Origin of the sequence: Afipia sp. 1NLS2 (assembly GCF_000178995.1) — a bacterium.
In the GTDB taxonomy this organism is placed as follows: Bacteria; Pseudomonadota; Alphaproteobacteria; order Rhizobiales; family Xanthobacteraceae; genus Afipia.
Genome location: NZ_ADVZ01000001.1, coordinates 1,025,153 through 1,042,462 on the forward strand (window position 1 = coordinate 1,025,153; position 17,310 = coordinate 1,042,462).

The following is a 17,310-nucleotide window of genomic DNA, read 5'->3' on the forward strand; positions in this document are numbered from 1 at the left end:
CGCCACCCACCGATTCACGTATCCAGCAGCTCCGGCCGGAACAGCCGTCGCCGGCTAATGATCTTGCCGGAGACCATGAACACGTCATCGCCGGTGTAGTGCAGCGTCTCGGGATGCTTCGGCGACTTGGCGACATGCGCCGTCACCACTTCGAAGATAAAGAAGTTGTACCTGTCGACCAGCGCATCGTCGATGAGGCGACACTCAAAGTTGGCGTGACACTCCACGATCAACGGCGCCTTCACGAGCGCCGCCGGCTGCGCCGTCAGGCCGAACTTCTTGAACTTGTCGACCTCCGCGCCCGTCGTGTTGCCGACTCCGACCACAATATCTGTCAGCGCCGTCGTCGGCAGATTGATCACGCACTCCCGGCTCTTGCGCATGAGGTCGAAGCTGTAGTTGCCGCCGGCGATGACGCAGCCGACGAGTGACGGTGTAAACTCCATGACGGTGTGCCAGCCCATGGTCATGATGTTTCGCCTGTCATCCAGCGCCGACGACACCATCACGATCGGTCCCGGTTCAAGATAACGCCGGACCTGCGTCACCGGGAAATCTGCCTTTTCCGCGTGCTTTGCCATTGTCCCGTCCTCTTATGCCGCTTCGTCCATCGGATGCCCGAAGTCACGTGGCGTGCGGCGAGGCTGGTTTCCCCTCCCATCGCCACCGGCTTTCGGCTATACTTCGAACTGCGCCGCGGTGGTGGTGGAAGGCGCGACCGTCACAGCTTTTGTCACGGAGGCTTCCGCCATGCTCGTCATCGGACTCATCCTCAGCATGTTCGGGATCGGCCTGTTCTGCTGGCTGATCTTCACGCTCGCTGTCTACGCCCTGCCGTTCTTCGTCGGATTGACGGCTGGAATGGCAGCGTTTCATGGCGGCGCCGGCGTCATCGGCGCCCTGCTCGTCGGCATTGTCGCCGGTGCTCTCACTCTCGGCGTCGGCCAGATCGCGTTCGCGGTTGTTCGCCCGCTGCCTCTGCGCGCCACCATCGCGGCCGCATTCGCCATACCAGCGGCGATTGCCGGCTATCATGCGGTTCTTGGACTCTCGCAGATCGGCATCCCATCGCTCGTCTGGCGCGAGGTGTTCGCCTGGATCGGCGCAATCTTTATCGGCGGCACGGCATGGACGCGGATGACGGTCTTCGCGGAGCCGCTCCCGTTGCGGCCTGGCGGGGCGTCACAGGACGGGCCTCAGCCGGTTCTGACCGCTGCGACGCGCAAGGGATGAGCATCGTCCTCGTCGTCGATTGAGGTTGCGTTGACGATCGGGCTTCAGGAACGCGTGCTCAAGTCCCGGAGTATGCGGCCCACGTCGGAAGCGCGCTTCGCCGGCGTCGGAGCGATCTCTAGCGGCCCATGATCCATCGGGCCGAACGTCCCGGTGCGGCGGTTGCGCGGCAAACGATCCCGCCTTTTCCTACGCCATGGCTTCTTTCTCTACGCCTGAACTCGCCGACATCTTGTGCAGGACAACCGACATTCGCCACGTCTTCTCCCGAGGATGCTGTTCAAGCACGGACGCACCTGGCCTCGTGATGGCCTGATCTGGCCGAAGACCGGCTGCGCCTCGATCGCCTGAGCCGCAACGACGTCGGATCGACTTTCTTCCCCTGGGCTAAAGCCCATTCCTCGCGAGGCAAGAAAGTCTCACCGCCGTCATCCTCCGCTGCGCTCCGGCCCGCGAGCGGGTGCGTCGTCGATCGTCCCCGGCCCGTCGATCGCCATCGAGGCCGCGGTGGTCGCGGGCTCGAAAACAGCAAGGAGAAGTGACATGGCTAACATCGGTTCTTTCAAGAAGGTCGGCAGCGACTTCCAGGGCGAGATCGTCACCCTGAGCCTCCAGACCAAGGGCGTCCGCATCGTGCCCGAGACCAACCGCTCCAACGACAACGCCCCCAGCCACCGGGTTTACGTGGGCCGGGCCGAGATCGGGGCCGCCTGGTCGAAGCGCTCCAACGAGGGCCGCGACTACCTCTCGCTCAAGCTCGACGATCCGTCCTTCAACGCGCCGATCTTCGCCAACCTCTTCGACGACGAGGACAGCGAGGGCTACACCCTCATCTGGTCGCGCCCCAGCAAGCGCAACGGCGACTAAGCCGAGCATCTCCGACGCCCCGCCCGGTCCCCCCGGGCGGGGCTTTCGCACGACAATCAGCACACCCGAGCCGCGCCGCCAGCCGCCTATTCTCATCCAACTTTGCGTCCCGCAGAGCCAGCCGGGGAACGCCGCCGACCCTCGTCGATGGCAAAACGCGGGTTCACAGAGACATTGCGGCACCAGAAAGCGACTATGCGGTATCGGGTCGCTTGCGTCCGCATCGTTCTTGCCGCGTGAGCGGCTACGCGATCCATCAGCGCTCGTTAAAGAATCCCCGTAATCAATCGATCGACCCGCGTCCCTTCCCAGTATAAACCGCGCACGACTGCGACCGCCAAGATACCAGTCATGACTCCACCGAGCACGTCAGTGAAGTAGTGGGTCCCGACATAGATGCGCGATACGCAAACAAGAAAAGCGCCAATCAAAAACGCAAGCCCTCGCCACTTAGGCCCACGGAGCAGGAACGCTCCGGCGATCGCAAAAGTCGCGGTGGCGTGATCGGAGGGAAACGACCAGTCGCTGCTACGGCTGATTATCAAGTGGCTGACGCCGGCGTCGTAGGGCCGGACCCGATGTACGAACAGGAGAATGACCTGATTCAGGCCGAGGCCGACAATGAACGACAAGCCAGCGGCGATACACGTGTGCCTCACATACAGCCTGTCATGCTTACTCCACCATTGCAGCACCACGAGCAAAACCAGCAGAGGTACGCCGTATTGCGTGAGCGAAATCATGATCGTATCGAGCAAGGCACTTTGGCCCGCAGCCGAATTGATCCATTGCGTAACGGCATTGTCCATCGCGCTTATTTGCTCCTGATCGGATAGATAGGCTTGCTCAGATCATCGTATCGACAGATGGCGTCTCACGAGCCTGTATTCGTGCCAAATGAGGCCCATCACAAAGACGTCGAAGACGGTAAGGACGACCAGGCCGGCTCCGTGTGTGTAGGAGAAACGGTAAAGCTGGTAGACGATGAACAGTCCGAGCACGATCAGCGAGGCGGGGTAGGACCAGAGTTTGCCTCTGAGCAATCCAACCACCAGGAAGATCTTTACCGCGCCATGACTGAGCAAATAGAAGGCGTAGAAAGTCTTCGTGCCGACCGAGAAGTTCTGGGCCCACGCAAGCAGGTGCGTCGCAACGAGATCGTGCGGGTCCTCGATAAGTTCGTCCTGAGTGAGCCCGTTGGCGAGGTCCGCGATCGTGTTTGTACTGATGAAGGCCAGTGCAATACCGCCGAGGCATTCGATGAGCGCGTGAGCTCCCTTAAGCAGGACACTCACTTCGAAGATTTGGTGGATCCGCTGCTCTTTCATGCATCCATCGCGACTGAGGGTCGGCGCAGCAGCTTGCGAACCGAGAGCAATACCGCGAGCGCGAGGATCGACAAAGCCGCACCGACGAAGAATGTGCTACCTGGTCCATGCGCGTCCCAGAATACCCCCGCGATCACACTGGCGCAGAACTGCGCCAATCCAGAGACGAGGTTGAACATCCCAAACGCGCTCCCCCGGCGATCTGGCTGCGCGGTGTCGGCGATCAAGGCCGCAAACAGGCCCTGGGTGAAGCCCATATGAAGGCCCCACAGGAGAACACCGACGACGAGCGCGGCCACCCCCGCAGCCTGGGCTAACACAAGATCGGCGACGATCAGAATGCAGAGGCCGACAATCAGCATCATTGTCCGGTCCATGCGGTCGGAAAGAGTCCCGACGGGATAAGCCGAGAGTGAATATGCGATATTCATCACGACCAGCACGGCTGGCACCAGCATCAGCGGCAGACCGATGGACTGGGCGCGCAGCACCAGAAAGGCCTCACTGAACCGCGAGAGCGTGAAGATCGCCCCGATGGCAATAACCAACCAGCAAGGCGTGCCTAGGCTGCCGAGATTCCTGAAACCGCCCGGCTCGCGGACACTGCGTGCGTCCTGTTCTAGTGTGGGCTCGTGTACCGCAATGAGGATCACCCCGACCGATACAAACGCTGGCACGACAGCGATCCAGAAGACCACCGCGAAATGATTGGTGGTCAGCCACATCAATGCGATTGCGAAGAGCGGGCCTAAAAGGGCTCCCACGGTGTCGAGTGATTGTCTCAGGCCAAAGCTCGCGCCTCGCAGATGTGGGGGACTGATGTCAGCTACAAGCGCGTCACGTGGGGCGCCGCGAATACCCTTGCCCAGGCGGTCGATGAATCGCGCGGCCACGAGCCAGCCAACAACGGAGGCAAGTGGAAAGATCAGCTTGGTACAAGCCGAAAGTCCATATCCGAACGTCGCAAGGGCTTTGCGCCTGCCAAGCCTATCGCTGAGCGCTCCTGAGAAGATCCTCGTGATCTGTCCCGTAGCCTCGGCGATGCCCTCAATGAAACCGACGGTAAGCGCCGAGGTGCCGAGCACCGTCACGAGATACAGCGGCAAGAGCGCGTGGATCATCTCGGATGAGATGTCCATGAACATCGAGACGAAGCCGAGTGCCCACACTCCGGTCGGAATCGCATTGCGGCTGCTTCTACCGTCCGACGCACGGACAGCCGCAGCCCCTGCTCCTAGATCGGCTTCATTGGTTCTCGCCATGGGCCTCAAAAACCTGCCGTGCGTAAGCGTCGAGAAGTTCCTCGCAGCCCTTCAAGCGCGCAGCGGCCTCCTGAGCTAGCGTTCCGCCGTAGAAATCGAGCTTACGGATTTTGTCGAGCCAACTCTGGAGTTTCTTGAGGTCGGTGTCCTCTTCCTCCAGTTCCGCATAAGTGAACTTGTTCGTGGCCCGCTCTTTGGCGATCTCAGCCTCGAACCCGGCGCACCGGCCGATAAATTCTCGGTATTGCTCGTCACGATCTGCTTTGAAACGGCCGACGACCTTGTCATCCTGCGCCTGATCGAGCGCGACTGTCTCCAGGATCACCGCCTCACCACCCATCCCGGCGATGTCGTTTTCCAACATCTTCAGCCGCCGCACATGGTCGTCCGTCTTGGGCAGCAGGCAAACGCCGTTTTGAAGATAGATCGCGCCCATACCCTTCAGGCGGCGCCATAGAGCGATCCGTTTTGCGGAGGGCTCGGGTGGAACCTTATAGGTTAGGAGAAGCCACGGCGGTGTTGCCATGAGTGCATTGTATGTAACGGTGGTTACAAGTCAATACGAACGGTCGCACGAGATAAGCGTACGAACGTCGCCCTGCATCGGGCGCTGACCCTGGTGTTAATTGCTGGCCTCCGGGGGATGTCTTTCGACTGTTGGCAAGCGCGCCCGCCTCACAGCGCCGACCTTGTCATAAATAACCAGCAGTCCAGCGATGGCCGTGCCTACAACGGCAACTGAGCCAGCCCATTTGTAGGCAGCACACCTCTTTCCTGCCCCAACTGAGCCGTCGTGCACACGCGAACAGTCAGTCCGCGAATCACTCGGCTCCCTGTGGGTCACCGACCCTCGCGGATCGACGTTTCCGCGCTCATAGGGCGGTTGCAGCGCTATAAGGCGACTATTATAGTCGTATTTCTGGTGCGCGCAGATCGTCTGTCGGAGGTGATCATGAATGATCACCGGCCGACAAGTTCGGGCCGCGCGAGCCTTGCTGAATTGGAAGCAGGAGATGCTCGCCGAGAAAGCCCTGGTGGCCCTAACCGCCCTGAAGCGTCTGGAGTCCGAAAGGCAGCTCCAGGTGCACGAGGGCACGCGCGACCAGGTGCGCCGTGTTCTAGAAGCCGCTGGAATCCTGTTCGTCGAATCCGACCGTGGCCGCGGCGTCATGCTCCTCCACGAGGCAGAGCCGGCAACGCGACCAGCCAGACGACCGGCGACCTTGAAACGATGAAGCTGGTTTGTGTTAACGTTTAGGAAACCCTATGCACCCGGGGAGCCTTGATGCAGTCACCGCCCTTGGACCCGCCCGTCGAGGATTTCGCGCCGAAGACCGCCGTGCTGACGGGCTACGACGAAAAGCATCTGGTGACCTATCTGCGGCTTCTCGACGCCGATGCGGATGGCGCCGACTGGAAGGAAGTGGCGAAGATCGTCCTGCACATCGATCCCGCGCGTGAGCCTGATCGTGCACGGCGCGCCTGGGAAAGCCACCTCGCCCGCGCCCGATGGATGACGGAGAAGGGCTATCGCCATCTCCTCGAAGGCGGCGCGCCACATTGACTTTGGTTCCGTGCGCCAGCGGCAACGTGTGTTGCCGGCTCAGTCTGTTTCGGAGCGCTACTTTGACGCGCATCCTCTCGGCTGACCCGCAATTGCGGCTGTTGGTGAGAGGAGACATTGTCCATGGCTCGCGCCGATTGGCGATCGGCGAGCGCGTATGAGGAGCTCCGGCCGCTCGACGCGCCTGCCTTCGCTTACGAGTTTCTTCGCCGCAATCCCGAGTTCCTGGCGGAGCATGCCCGGCTGAAGCGCATGAGCCGGAAGCGGGTGCTCGAGACCGCCGAGATAGAGGAATTCTCCCAGCGCTGGGGGGTGCGATTTCAAGCGCGGCTTAGATTCCGCGCGACACGGCGACGTTCTCTGGACGGTCCAGACGCTCCCGAGCGTGGTGACCCTGACCAAAACCCCGGGCGGCCTCGCCAATCCTAGACTCGGCCTCGACGCGCGCAGCCTTCAATCCATTCTCACAGTCGACGACGAAGATCAGGTCGTCGCGTTGCGCGGCGCACGCCTGCGGCTTCACCGCGAAGGCGAGGTCGGCGACCAGGTCGCCGTTTTCCTGCCGCTCGACCAGCTCTTCGACATCCGTGCCGACGCCGCACTGCGCCTGTGGCGCGCGCTGACCGGGCGCACGCCAGGCCCCGACCCCGGCGCGCTCACGCCCGAACGGCGCGGCCGGCTCATCCTCGCGCTGCGCGCGCTGGATGGCCGGCTTGAACGCGCGACCTATCCCGAGATCGCCGCCGTTCTGTTCGATACCGCCCCCATCTCCAAGCGCGATTGGATTTCGCACGAGTTGCGTGATCAGACGGGACGGATCGTCCGGCTCGGATTCTCGATGATGCGCGGCGGATATCGCCGCCTTCTGCTTCATCCGTATCGCCGCCGGGTCTAGCGCTCCGACTATCCGGATGCGCTCTCGCCACCCGGCGAGATCGCCCTATTTCGGACCGGCCCCCATCCGCCACCGTGATCGCTGACAGCCGCCGTCATCCGACGGAAGCCCACACGATCACGGAGGTATCCGATGTCCACCAATCTCGCAGGTCTGCCGCCGCGCTACCTGCGCACGCCAGAAGCTTCTCGCTTCGTCGGCCTCTCCATCCGCACGCTCGAGAAGCATCGCATCTACGGCACGGGGCCGCGTTATTCGAAGCTCGGCGGCCGCGTCGTTTACCGTATCGAGGATCTTCAGGCCTGGGTCGACGCCGCCGCCAAGGCGTCGACTTCCGACCCTGGCAAGGTCGTCGTGCTGCCGGCGCGGCGTCACACGCCGGCCGAGCTCGAACAAGCCCGCCAGCCGCGCCGCTGAGCTTCCACCTCATGTCAGCGCGCCACCGCACACGCTCCGAACGCGAGCAGCTCGAATTGTTTCGGGCGCTGCCAGGCGATCTCGCGCCGCGCGACGCACAGGACCTCATGGCCTACCCGTTCTTCTCGCTCGCCAAGACGCATCGCACGACGCCGATCGACTACCGGATGAACGACATCGCCATCCGTGTCGAAGCGGTGCCCGAGCACGGCATGGCGACCATCTGGGACGCCGACGTTCTGATCTGGGCCGCGTCGCAAATCGTCCAGGCACGCGACTCCGGTCTGCGCACGTCGCGTCTCATGGCCGCCACGCCCTATGAGATACTCACGTTCATCGGCCGCGGCACCAGCGTGCGCGATTATCACCGCCTGAAGGCCGCGTTCGACCGGCTGCAGTCGACCACCGTTGCCACGTCGCTACGCCAGGCGAGCGAGCGGCGCATGCACCGCTTCTCCTGGATCAATGAATGGACCGAGCACGCCGACGCGCACGGAAACGCCGCCGGCATCGATCTTATCGTGCCGGACTGGTTCTATCGCGCTGTCCTCGACGATGCGCTCGTGCTGACAATCGACCGCGCGTATTTCGGGCTGACGGGCGGACTGGAGCGTTGGCTTTATCGCCTGGTCCGCAAGCACGCCGGTAAGCAGCGTGCAGGCTGGCGGTTCGATTTCCGTCATCTCCATGCGAAGTCGGCGAGCCTCTCGCCGTTCAAGCGTTTCGCGTTCGAACTACGCGACATCGCGCGCCGCCAGCCGCTGCCAGGTTATCGCCTCGGCATCGATCGCGCGAACGGCGGCCGCGAACTGCTCGCCTTCGTCAGCGAGACGTCTCTGTCCACAAGGCCCTGTGGACAAGCTGTGGAAGCGATCGTGCTATCGGGAACCGCGAGGCACGTGCCATCAGGAACTGCGCCCTCGTGCTATCAGGAACCGAAGGCGGCATTTTCTCCAAGCGGGTCAACTGCTTCCGAGCCGCCTAACTTAGAGTCTAACGAAGAATCTAACTCTTCTGTTGTTGGCGGCGCGCTCGGCCGGGGAAAAGCCGGGAAGGAGGAGCGGCGGTGATCGTCGCGCTCCTCAACCAGAAAGGCGGCGTCGGCAAGACGACGCTCGCTCTGCACTTGGCGGGCGCCTGGGCGGCCCAGGGAAAGCGCGTCACGGTCATCGACGCCGATCCCCAAGGGTCGGCTCTCGACTGGTCCGCGCAGCGCGCCAAGGAGGCCGTGCCGCGCCTGTTCGGCGTGATCGGCCTCGCGCGCGACACCCTTCACCGGGAAGCGCCGGAACTCGCCCGCGACGCCGACCACGTGGTCATCGATGGCCCACCGCGCGTCGCCGGCCTGCTGCGCTCGGCCTTGCTCGCCGCCGATCTCGTCCTGATCCCCGCGCAACCGTCTCCCTTTGACGGCTGGGGCTCTGCCGAGATGCTGAAGCTGTTGCAGGAAGCGCGCATCTTCCGCCCGCAGCTTGTCGCGCGATTCGTGCTCAACCGCTGCGCGGCGCGCACCGTGATCGCCCGCGAGACCGCCGACCGCCTTGCCGATCACGATCCGCCGGTGCTTGCCTCTCGCATCGGCCAGCGCGTCCCTTCGCGGACTCCGCGCGTACCGGACGCCTCGTCTTCGACGTCGACGCCGCGTGTCACGCTGCGCGCGAGGTCTCCGCTCTGGCCGCGGAAGTCGATCGGCTAATGCGATGACCGCGCGCCCGTCCAATCGCCGCTTCGCCGCTCGGCCGGCCGATCCCGATGCGTGGGTCCGCACGCCCGAGCCTTCGGCTGCGCTGCCCGGCGCCGGCGATCTCTACACCGCGCGGCTCACCGTCGACGTGACGCCAGAGCTGCGGGGCCGGATCAAGATCACGGCCTTCCAGCGCGACCAGACCGTCGCAGACATGCTGCGCGACCTGCTCGCCCGCGAATTCCCCGCAATCGATGGAGGACAGACATGATGGCGAATCCCGCCTTCACGGAGGCACTGCCTTGTTCGCCCGACGCCCTCACGGCCGTCGAGCTCACTTGGCTCGAGAAGCGCGTCGAGCATTGGATCAGATTCGGCCGCGATGTATCCGAGACGATTATCGATCGCCGTCGCCGCGTGCTGAGCTTCGCGCCGAACACGATTTTCGCCTTCGTCCGCTGGGCGTCAAACGACTACGGCACCGTCGTCTCGCGCATCGACATCGTGCGCGCGATCGCGCCGGGCGAGGCCTATCAGACGCTACCCTTCGTCCGTCCCGGCGGCGAGATTCTGCTGCGCATCAGCGGCTGGCCCAAGGTCGAACGTGTGTTCGCGGCGATCGACGCCGTCGAGGCGCTCGGCGTCGATCCCGCCGACGCCGCGCCGGATCACTGGCGGCACGTCCACAATCGCCTCGGCGCCGGATACGAGCCGCGTCCCTATAGCCGCGACCAGCATCGCGCCTGGCTCTTGCGGCGGAGGGTACTGTCATGACGCGCTTCGGCTACGTCATGACGACGTATTTCGCCTCGCTCTGCATCGGAGCATCAGCGCTCTTCCATCCGCTGCCGCGGTTGATCTGGAACGCCAGCGCCAGCGTACCGATCGGCCTCTACGCCGTGCATCCGGCCGGCGTGCTGCACGTCACTGAGCTCGTGGTGGTGCAGCCGCCCGAGGCCCTCGCGAGCTTCCTCGACGAGCGCCGTTATCTGCCCAGGGGCGTGCCGATGCTGAAGCGTGTGCTCGCGCTTCCTAGGCAGACCGTCTGCCGCACCGATCGCGCAATCGCCGTCGACGGGATCGCCATGGGCGATGCCCTCAATCGCGATAGAAGCGGCCGACCGCTTCCCGTCTGGCAGGGCTGCCGGCGCATTCCTGCCGGCGAAGTCTTCCTGATGAACTGGCAGTCCGAGGACTCCCTCGACGGCCGGTATTTTGGCCTGCTTCCCGTCACCACGATCGTCGGCCGGGCTGATCCTCTCTGGACCCGCGAGGAGGATTGATCGTGCCACTCGACCGCAACGCAATGGCAGGCCTCGCACAGGCTACCCGCAAATTCCCTTCCTCCATTCCGGCCATGTTCGCGTTCGCCGCGCGCACCTCACCGAGAGAATGCACGCGCCGCCGCCACGTGTCGCTCGCCCTCGGTCTTGCGATTGTGGTGGCGCTCGGCTGCAACACAGTGCGCGCTGAACCTGCGACCGCGCGGCCTGTCGTGATCTTCGCTGCCCGCACGCCGTTCGCCGCCTTCGTCGCCGAGGCCTCGCAGCGGTTTGGCATTCCGGCGGCGTGGATAAGCGCCGTGATGCGCGCGGAGAGCTTCGGCGACGTGCGAGCCGTATCGCCGAAGGGCGCCGTCGGCCTCATGCAAATCATGCCCGAGACGTGGGCTGCCTTGAGTCAGCGCTACCGTCTCGGCCGCAATCCTTATGACGCGCACGACAACATCATCGCCGGCGCCGCCTATCTGCGCGAGCTACACGACCGCTACGGCATTCCCGGATTCCTCGCGGCCTATAATGCCGGTCCCGCGCGCTGGGAAGACCATCTCGCAACCGGCCGGCCGCTGCCTGCGGAGACGCGCGCCTATCTGTCCCGTCTCGCGCCAATCGTCGGCGGAAGTGCAACCGACGACACGCTCATTCTCGCCGCCGTGGTGAAGTCCTGGACCGAGGCGTCGTTGTTTCCTTCGCGCCCGTCGAGTCCTCCGAGCGACACTCCCTCTGCACCGACGCCGCAATCGTCTCGGCCCTCGATGGAGCGTTCTGCGCAAGACTGGACCGCGCTCGCGCCGCAGTCCGATGGGCTGTTCGTCGCATTGTCGTCCAGGGAGCGGCCGCAATGAGCCCGCTCGGAGATGATCATGCTATGGAGGGCAGTGGCGGAGGTTTGCGTGTGGTGGAGGGGCGGCACAGGAACCCAACCCACGGACGGCAAGGGAAAAGGCCGGCCTCCGGCGCGGCTTATGTGGTTGGGAAGATTGATGAATTTACCAACACCACAGACACCCCCTGCTGGCGATCCTTGCGATTTTCCCAACGAAATCAATCGGCCCCGCGCCGTCGGTCTGCCTCGCACTGCGATTTCGAGCCGTGACGGCGCGCGACGACGACCTGCGCATCCGGCCCGGGCGCATCCAGCATGGCAACCGCGGCGGTAAGCGTCCCCAGACGTTTGTCGGCGAGGTGATGCGGGCCGCGAAGAAGGCGGGGCATGTCGGCAACAGCTTCCGCTCGAGCCAGGGCCACAGCCGCTCGCGGTTCGGCCGCGGCCGGCGTGCGGCGGTCTCGATCCAACTGCGATCGAGCGCGCGCCGCGTGGTGATGAAAGCACGCGTCGTGCGGCACCAGGGCGCACGCTTTCGCTCGGCGCCGCTGCCCAAACATATCGCCTACCTGAAGCGCGAGGGCGTGACGCGCGATGGCGAGAACGCCCGCATGTTCGACGCCGCCTCCGATACGGCGGATGAACGCGCCTTTGCTGAGCGCTGCGAGGACGACCGCCACCACTTCCGCTTCATCGTCTCGCCCGAAGACGGGGCCAAGCTCGGCGACTTGAAGACGTTCACCCGCGAGCTGCTGCTCGATGTCGAGAAAGACCTCGGCACTAGGCTCGACTGGGTGGCGGTCGACCACTGGAACACCGACAATCCGCACGTCCATGTCCTCATCCGCGGCCGTGCCGACGACGGTCAGGATCTGGTGATCAGCCGTGATTACATCAGCCGAGGTTTTCGCGATCGCGCCGCGGAGCGCATGACGTTGGAACTGGGCCCGCGCAGCGAGCAGGAAATCCGCACTGCGCTTGAGCGGGAGGTCGAGTCGGAGCGTTGGACCAGTCTCGACCGGGCGTTGCGCGACATCTCCGATGAATGCGGCGGAGTCGCGGATCTGAGACCCGGCCCGAATGCCGAAGTCCCGGAGCTGCGGAGCCTGTTGCTTGGAAGAGCCGCCAAGCTCGAACGTCTCGGTCTGGCTGACCCGGTCGGACCCGCATGCTGGACGCTGAAGCCAGGCCTCGACCAGATCCTGCGCCAGCTCGGCATCCGCGGCGACATCATCAAGACCATGCACCAGGCCATGACAACCGGCGGCAGCGAACCGGATATCAGCACCTTCGCTCTGCATGGAGAGGAGCCATCCGATCCGGTGCTTGGCCGGCTAGTCAAGCGCGGCCTCGACGATGAACTGAGGGGGAGCGGTTACGCGATCGTCGCCGGCGTCGATGGCCGTACCCACCATCTCAAGTTCTCCGACCTCGAGATGACCGGCGATGCGCCCACGGGCGCCATCGTCGAGGCGCGGTCTTATGACGACACGAACGGACGGCGCCGCCTCTCGCTCGCCACACGCTCGGATTTCTCGGTCGAGGTGCAGGTGACCGCGTCTGGCGCGACCTGGCTTGACCGCCAGCTCCTCGCCAAGGATCCGCCACTGAGCGGTGGCGGGTTCGGCGCCGAGGTACGCCAGGCCATGGAAGTGCGTATCGATCATCTCGCGGCGGATGGACTCGCCCGCCGGCAAGGGCAGCGCGTGGTCTTCGCCCGCGATCTCCTCGCGACCCTACGTCGGCGAGAATTCGAGGACGCGGCAGCGAAGCTCTCTACGGAGACGGGACTTGCTTATCAGCCCGCGGCAGCAGGCGAGCGCGTCTCGGGCGTCTATCGACAGCGCGTGACGCTCGCCTCAGGCCGGTTCGCGATGATCGATGACGGGCTCGGCTTCCAGCTCGTGCCCTGGCGGCCTGCGCTGGAGAAGGAGCTTGGCAAGCAGGTTGGTGGTGTCTTGACGCCAGGAGGTGGTGTGGATTGGAGCTTTGGAAAGAAGCGGGGACTCGGACTGTAACGCTTGATGTCACGCCGGCGGTTGGCGAACCTCTTATCTGTTAGCGCTCACCCTGCACAACACGACAGCTTCGCGACTTCCTTGTCGAAGGAAAGTGCTGCCAACTTCAAACCCTCGACGGTTGTGAGGTACGGGAAGATTGTGTCGGCGAGGTCGCCGATGGTGAGCCCCTGACGAATAGCGAGCGCCGCCGTCTGAATGCTGTCGGCCCCTTCCGGCGCGAGGATATGCGCGCCGAGCAGCCTGCCGCTGACGGCATCGGCGACGAGCTTGATGAGCCCGCGCGTATCGCGCGCGGCAAGCGCACGCGGCACCTGATCGAGACCAATCGTCGAAACCCGGATGGAGTGGCCGGCGGCGCGCGCCGCCGCCTCCGTGAGCCCGACGCTCGCCACCTGCGGGTCGCTGAACACGACGGCCGGCATAGCCGTATTGTCGTAGCGTAGACTGTCGCCATTGAGGGCGTTCTTCGCCGCGAGCTTGGCGCCATAGGCGGCCATGTAGACGAATTGGTCGCGGCCGGTGACGTCGCCAGCGGCGTAGATGCCGGCCCTCGTCGTGCGCATGCGGTCGTCAACGACGATGCCACCCTTCGGCGTGACGCCGACGCCGCGCTCGGCAAGCCCGAGACCCTCGACGTTGGGTGTCCGCCCGGTCGTCAGCAACACCTGGTCGGCGTCGATCGTCGTCTTCTGGCCGTCACGCGTCACCGCGAACGAAATGCCGGTCGCGGTCTTGCCGATCGCACGGTAGGCGACGCCTGAGAGCACATCGATCCCCTCGTCCGCGAAGTACCCGGTCAGCGCCGCGCCGATTTCCGGCTCGGCCTCGGGCAACAGGCGCGAGCGGCAAACCAATGTCACCTTCACGCCGGCGCGGGAAAACATCTGGGCAAGCTCCGCGCCGATATAGCCGCCGCCGACCACGAGCAGCGTCCCCGGCAGCTCCGCGAGATCGAGCGCGGTCGTGCTGGTCAGATACGGCACGGCCTCGATGCCTGGGATCGCGGGGATCGCCGGCCGCGCGCCGGTCGCGATGATGATCCTGTCGGCGGCGATGCGTGCGCCGGCGGCTTCGATGCCGCCTTCGACCAGACGTGCCGGCCCTTCGCGGTAGGCAATGCCGTTGTAGGCGGGCAGCAGGTCGGCGTATTTGGCCTGGCGTAAGCCGGCGACCAAGGTGTCCTTCTGACGAATGGTCGCCCGCCAGTCGGTAATATGGGCCTCAGCCGTGATGCCGGCGAAGCGTGCGGCGACGCGGGCGTTGTGCAAGGTCTCGGCTGCGCGGATCAGGGTCTTCGACGGCACGCAGCCGATATTGACGCAGGTGCCACCGATCGTGCCAGCGCCGATGAGTGCAACCTGTGCGCCTTGATCGGCGGCCGTTATGGAGGCCGAGAAGCCGGCCGAGCCGGCGCCGATCACGACGAGATCGTACGCACGGCGATTGCGACCGTTCTTGCGGAAGGGGAGGTTCGCGACCACCGGGCTCTTCGACTCCAGGTCGACGGACGGTCGTGGTGTCACACCAAGCCCGGCGAGGCTCGGCTCGAACAGGGCGCGGCCGGCCTCCAGCCCTTCCTCGATCGATAGCCGGAAACCCGGCTCGTCGGCGGAACACTCGCGGCGCCAGGCGGAGAGATGCTCGTCCGAGCAGAAAAAGGCGGTCGTCGTGCACAGCGAGCTCGCGGCGCATGCGCCTTCATAGTGGACGCTTTGCCACATGACGGCCGCCCGCGGCTCGACGTCAGCCAGCACCCGCCCTCGGTCCCGCGTGGTGATCCGGATCGGGGCACCGCAATGGCGGCAGCGCGAGGCGATTGAGATGTCACGATCGGTCATTGCGCCGATGCCAAGCGCGTCGACCGCGCACATAGCATCGAGAACGCGCCCGTCCAGCGTGACCTGATGGCCCCTGTCTTGGTCGGTGAACGGATAGGCGCCGACGATCCGCTCGCCGTCGAGAATGACCAGATCGCGCCGGCGGAGATCTTCGAGCAACGGCCGGACGGCCGCCTCACCGAGTCCTGCACGGTCCGCAAGCGCGGCTATGGTCGGGGCTCGCCCTTCCTCCGCATAAAGCTTAAGCAGAGCAACACGAACTCGGTCCGTAGCAGGGTCGTAGCCGCTCCAGCGACCGAGCACATGATCCAATCCCACCATGGCTAGGACGGCATCTATGACCGTCGGCGACGTGACCATCGACCAGTCCGGAAATGTCACGCCGGGCCGCACAGTGTAGTTCGGTAATGTCGCGGATACGGAAGCTGCAGGCTTGCCCTGGGACGGGGAGGTTGCGCAGCAATCGTTCATAGGTTTGACTTTCGTTTTGCGCATTCGAGTGTGCAGCAATCGACAGCGTTCGGATCGGCTGAGCGGCTGCGACAATAGGCCCAGACGCCAACCAGCCCGATCCCCACGACGCCCGCGACGATCACGAACGAACCGGTGAGCACGGTCGCGGAGATCGCGACCGAGCCAATCGTCGCCAACAGGAGAGGTTCGGCGCAACACAGGACAGCCAGTCCCGCGACAACGATCGCGCCAATAGATTTTTCAGCGCTCATCCTTGATCTCCAGCGCCGAAGCAGCCGCGCTTCAGCCGTTCGTGCGCTTCGCGATTTCCGCGGGATAACCCTGGCCGGTGGTGGCCTTGATCATTGCCGCGGGAGAAGCTTGGGCGTCGTTAAATTTGATCGTGGCTAGCATGTCACCGTTGGCGTCGGCCTGCCCGACAGTCACGTTTGCCACGCCTTTGACATGCTCGAGCGTCTTCTTGACGATCGACGGACACAGCGCGCAATAGGCGTGATGAACGTCGAGAACCGTCGTGGCTTCCCCCGCATGAGCAGCTAACGGCGCGAGCAGCATGCCAAGCGCGGCGAATATTCCGATCTGGGTTTTCATGTCTCTAACCTTTCCTGAGATTGAGCATTGGATGTCGATGGCGGAGCGGCTCTCGCCGGACGCCAGCGCTTCAGAGGAAGTAGCTCGCGGCGTAGGGGAACCCGACTGCGATCACCACCAGCGCCGCAGCGGTCCAGAGCCCGATCTTCGCTATCCGGTCCGATCGTGGTGTGCCGCAGTAGCCGTCCTCGCAGACCTGCTTCGGCCTTCGGTAGAGACGCCAAGCGCCGTAACCGATAAAGCCGAGCGAAACCGCGGCGAAAATCGGCTGGTAGGGCTCAAGGATCGTCAGGTTGCCGATCCAGGCGCCGCTAACGCCGGCCAGGAACAGCGCAAAAGGAATGACGCAGCAGGATGCGGCGCCAAGAGCGCCAAGGATGCCGCCGACGGCGAGCAGACGTTGGGCCCGATCCCCGCCTCGCTGCGACGTCGCCGCATCGCGCGTGTGGCGCTCCGCTACGGCGTTTTCAGTTGGCATTGCACTCATGTCCGAACTCTCTCTGCTTGCTCAACTTCCGAGCTTGACGTAGCATCAGGTCTGTAGCGACTACAGGGTCAAGGGATATTTTGCGATGCGCGATCACGCCGTGGTGAAGGGCCTGCAGCGGGCCGAGCTCGCCCAGCGAACGGGCTGCAACCTGGAGACCGTGCGCTATTATGAGAAGGTCGGCCTTCTGCCCGAGCCGCCCCGGACGGCCAGCGGCTATCGCAGCTATGACACGACGCATGAGCGGCGTCTGCGCTTCGTGCTGAGAGCGCGCGAGCTTGGCTTCTCCCTGGATGAAATCCGCGCCTTGTTACGTCTGGTCGACGAGCGCGATCAGCCTTGCGCCGAGGTGCGAGGCCTCGCCTCGGTCCACCTCCAGGACGTGCGCTCGAAGATCGCCGATCTGCGGCGCATGGAGCGTGTGTTGAAGGATGTGGTGGCCCAATGTGGCGATGGCACGCTGCCAGAATGCCCGCTGATCGAGGCGCTGTTCCGCGAGACGGCTGTCAACTAGGGCGCAAAGCCGCGCGACGCTTCCGGTCG

The 17,310-nt window shown here is 64.4% G+C and carries 23 protein-coding genes and 1 pseudogene; 15 read left to right on the top strand and 9 right to left on the bottom strand.

The features are described from left to right. Window positions 1-14 precede the first annotated feature (14 nt). Window positions 15-581, bottom strand: coding sequence for a flavin reductase family protein (locus AFIDRAFT_RS04950; protein ID WP_009338104.1), 567 nt, complete (start codon window positions 579-581; stop codon window positions 15-17). Window positions 582-750: 169 nt separating this feature from the next. Here AFIDRAFT_RS04950 and AFIDRAFT_RS04955 point away from each other — a divergent pair, with 169 nt between their 5' ends. Both AFIDRAFT_RS04955 and AFIDRAFT_RS04960 read left to right on the top strand, forming a co-directional pair. After that, window positions 751-1,233 (top strand): hypothetical protein, encoded by a 483-nt coding sequence (locus AFIDRAFT_RS04955; protein WP_009338105.1) that lies wholly within the window; start codon window positions 751-753, stop codon window positions 1,231-1,233. A gap of 543 nt (window positions 1,234-1,776) precedes the next feature. Continuing rightward, window positions 1,777-2,100, top strand: coding sequence for a DUF736 domain-containing protein (locus AFIDRAFT_RS04960; RefSeq protein WP_009338106.1), 324 nt, complete (start codon window positions 1,777-1,779; stop codon window positions 2,098-2,100). Window positions 2,101-2,366: 266 nt separating this feature from the next. On the opposite strand, the gene AFIDRAFT_RS04965 is transcribed toward AFIDRAFT_RS04960, so the two are convergent. Genes AFIDRAFT_RS04965 through AFIDRAFT_RS04980 form a run of 4 tightly spaced genes read right to left on the bottom strand, consistent with a single transcriptional unit; the run spans window position 2,367 to window position 5,216 of the window. Beyond that, on the bottom strand, window positions 2,367-2,909 hold the full coding sequence (locus AFIDRAFT_RS04965; protein ID WP_009338107.1) for a phosphatase PAP2 family protein: 543 nt from the start codon (window positions 2,907-2,909) through the stop codon (window positions 2,367-2,369). Window positions 2,910-2,951: 42 nt separating this feature from the next. After that, window positions 2,952-3,428 (bottom strand): DUF2127 domain-containing protein, encoded by a 477-nt coding sequence (locus AFIDRAFT_RS04970; protein ID WP_009338108.1) that lies wholly within the window; start codon window positions 3,426-3,428, stop codon window positions 2,952-2,954. Next, on the bottom strand, window positions 3,425-4,690 hold the full coding sequence (locus AFIDRAFT_RS04975) for an MFS transporter (RefSeq protein WP_009338109.1): 1,266 nt from the start codon (window positions 4,688-4,690) through the stop codon (window positions 3,425-3,427). Before AFIDRAFT_RS04975 ends, AFIDRAFT_RS04970 begins: the two co-directional genes overlap by 4 nt. Continuing rightward, complete coding sequence (locus tag AFIDRAFT_RS04980) at window positions 4,674-5,216, bottom strand: Chromate resistance protein ChrB (RefSeq protein ID WP_009338110.1); 543 nt, start codon at window positions 5,214-5,216, stop codon at window positions 4,674-4,676. The genes AFIDRAFT_RS04975 and AFIDRAFT_RS04980 overlap by 17 nt, the downstream gene beginning before the upstream one ends. Before the next feature lie 430 nt (window positions 5,217-5,646). On the opposite strand from AFIDRAFT_RS04980, the gene AFIDRAFT_RS04985 reads away from it, so the two are divergent. From AFIDRAFT_RS04985 to AFIDRAFT_RS05040, 12 genes and pseudogenes are all read left to right on the top strand, one after another. After that, the gene (locus AFIDRAFT_RS04985; protein ID WP_009338111.1) at window positions 5,647-5,925 is read left to right on the top strand and encodes a hypothetical protein; all 279 of its coding nucleotides are present in this window, start codon (window positions 5,647-5,649) and stop codon (window positions 5,923-5,925) included. A gap of 50 nt (window positions 5,926-5,975) precedes the next feature. After that, window positions 5,976-6,254, top strand: coding sequence for a DNA -binding domain-containing protein (locus AFIDRAFT_RS04990; RefSeq protein ID WP_009338112.1), 279 nt, complete (start codon window positions 5,976-5,978; stop codon window positions 6,252-6,254). 123 nt (window positions 6,255-6,377) lie between these two features. Further along, a complete protein-coding gene (locus tag AFIDRAFT_RS20495) occupies window positions 6,378-6,683 on the top strand; it encodes a transcriptional regulator domain-containing protein (protein WP_009338113.1) in 306 nt (101 codons plus the stop codon). Continuing rightward, window positions 6,643-7,149 carry a DUF2285 domain-containing protein gene (locus AFIDRAFT_RS05000; protein WP_245258115.1) on the top strand — a complete coding sequence of 169 codons (507 nt, stop codon included), beginning with the start codon at window positions 6,643-6,645 and terminating at the stop codon, window positions 7,147-7,149. The genes AFIDRAFT_RS20495 and AFIDRAFT_RS05000 overlap by 41 nt, the downstream gene beginning before the upstream one ends. Before the next feature lie 132 nt (window positions 7,150-7,281). Next, window positions 7,282-7,566 (top strand): helix-turn-helix transcriptional regulator, encoded by a 285-nt coding sequence (locus tag AFIDRAFT_RS05005; RefSeq protein WP_009338115.1) that lies wholly within the window; start codon window positions 7,282-7,284, stop codon window positions 7,564-7,566. A gap of 11 nt (window positions 7,567-7,577) precedes the next feature. Next, window positions 7,578-8,636 (top strand): replication initiator protein A, encoded by a 1,059-nt coding sequence (locus AFIDRAFT_RS05010; RefSeq protein WP_009338117.1) that lies wholly within the window; start codon window positions 7,578-7,580, stop codon window positions 8,634-8,636. Beyond that, window positions 8,633-9,270 (top strand): annotated as a pseudogene (parA, locus tag AFIDRAFT_RS05015) (ParA family partition ATPase). Before AFIDRAFT_RS05010 ends, parA begins: the two are co-directional and overlap by 4 nt. Next, window positions 9,267-9,521 carry a hypothetical protein gene (locus AFIDRAFT_RS05020; protein WP_009338121.1) on the top strand — a complete coding sequence of 85 codons (255 nt, stop codon included), beginning with the start codon at window positions 9,267-9,269 and terminating at the stop codon, window positions 9,519-9,521. Before parA ends, AFIDRAFT_RS05020 begins: the two are co-directional and overlap by 4 nt. Continuing rightward, window positions 9,518-10,024, top strand: a complete 507-nt coding sequence (locus AFIDRAFT_RS05025; protein WP_009338123.1) for a DUF2840 domain-containing protein — start codon at window positions 9,518-9,520, stop codon at window positions 10,022-10,024. The genes AFIDRAFT_RS05020 and AFIDRAFT_RS05025 overlap by 4 nt, the downstream gene beginning before the upstream one ends. Then, window positions 10,021-10,533, top strand: a complete 513-nt coding sequence (locus tag AFIDRAFT_RS05030) for a S26 family signal peptidase (RefSeq protein ID WP_009338125.1) — start codon at window positions 10,021-10,023, stop codon at window positions 10,531-10,533. The genes AFIDRAFT_RS05025 and AFIDRAFT_RS05030 overlap by 4 nt, the downstream gene beginning before the upstream one ends. A 2-nt stretch (window positions 10,534-10,535) precedes the next feature. Continuing rightward, complete coding sequence (locus tag AFIDRAFT_RS05035; RefSeq protein ID WP_009338126.1) at window positions 10,536-11,375, top strand: lytic transglycosylase domain-containing protein; 840 nt, start codon at window positions 10,536-10,538, stop codon at window positions 11,373-11,375. 247 nt (window positions 11,376-11,622) lie between these two features. Beyond that, window positions 11,623-13,374, top strand: a complete 1,752-nt coding sequence (locus tag AFIDRAFT_RS05040; RefSeq protein ID WP_009338127.1) for a relaxase/mobilization nuclease domain-containing protein — start codon at window positions 11,623-11,625, stop codon at window positions 13,372-13,374. A 47-nt stretch (window positions 13,375-13,421) separates the two neighbouring features. On the opposite strand, the gene merBA is transcribed toward AFIDRAFT_RS05040, so the two are convergent. The 4 genes from merBA to AFIDRAFT_RS05060 form a co-directional block, all read right to left on the bottom strand. Beyond that, entirely contained in the window at window positions 13,422-15,686 is a 2,265-nt protein-coding gene (gene merBA, locus AFIDRAFT_RS05045) for a bifunctional organomercurial lyase/mercury(II) reductase MerBA (protein ID WP_009338128.1), read from the bottom strand. After that, complete coding sequence (merT, locus tag AFIDRAFT_RS05050; RefSeq protein ID WP_009338129.1) at window positions 15,683-15,940, bottom strand: mercuric ion transporter MerT; 258 nt, start codon at window positions 15,938-15,940, stop codon at window positions 15,683-15,685. The genes merBA and merT overlap by 4 nt, the downstream gene beginning before the upstream one ends. Before the next feature lie 31 nt (window positions 15,941-15,971). Beyond that, window positions 15,972-16,280: a heavy-metal-associated domain-containing protein gene (locus AFIDRAFT_RS05055; protein ID WP_009338130.1), complete on the bottom strand. Its 309-nt coding sequence runs from the start codon at window positions 16,278-16,280 to the stop codon at window positions 15,972-15,974. A 70-nt stretch (window positions 16,281-16,350) separates the two neighbouring features. Further along, window positions 16,351-16,758, bottom strand: a complete 408-nt coding sequence (locus AFIDRAFT_RS05060) for a mercuric transporter MerT family protein (RefSeq protein WP_009338131.1) — start codon at window positions 16,756-16,758, stop codon at window positions 16,351-16,353. Between the two features lie 94 nt (window positions 16,759-16,852). Between AFIDRAFT_RS05060 and AFIDRAFT_RS05065 the strand changes: the two genes are divergently transcribed. After that, entirely contained in the window at window positions 16,853-17,281 is a 429-nt protein-coding gene (locus tag AFIDRAFT_RS05065) for a MerR family transcriptional regulator (RefSeq protein WP_009338132.1), read from the top strand. The last annotated feature ends 29 nt before the right edge of the window (window positions 17,282-17,310 follow it).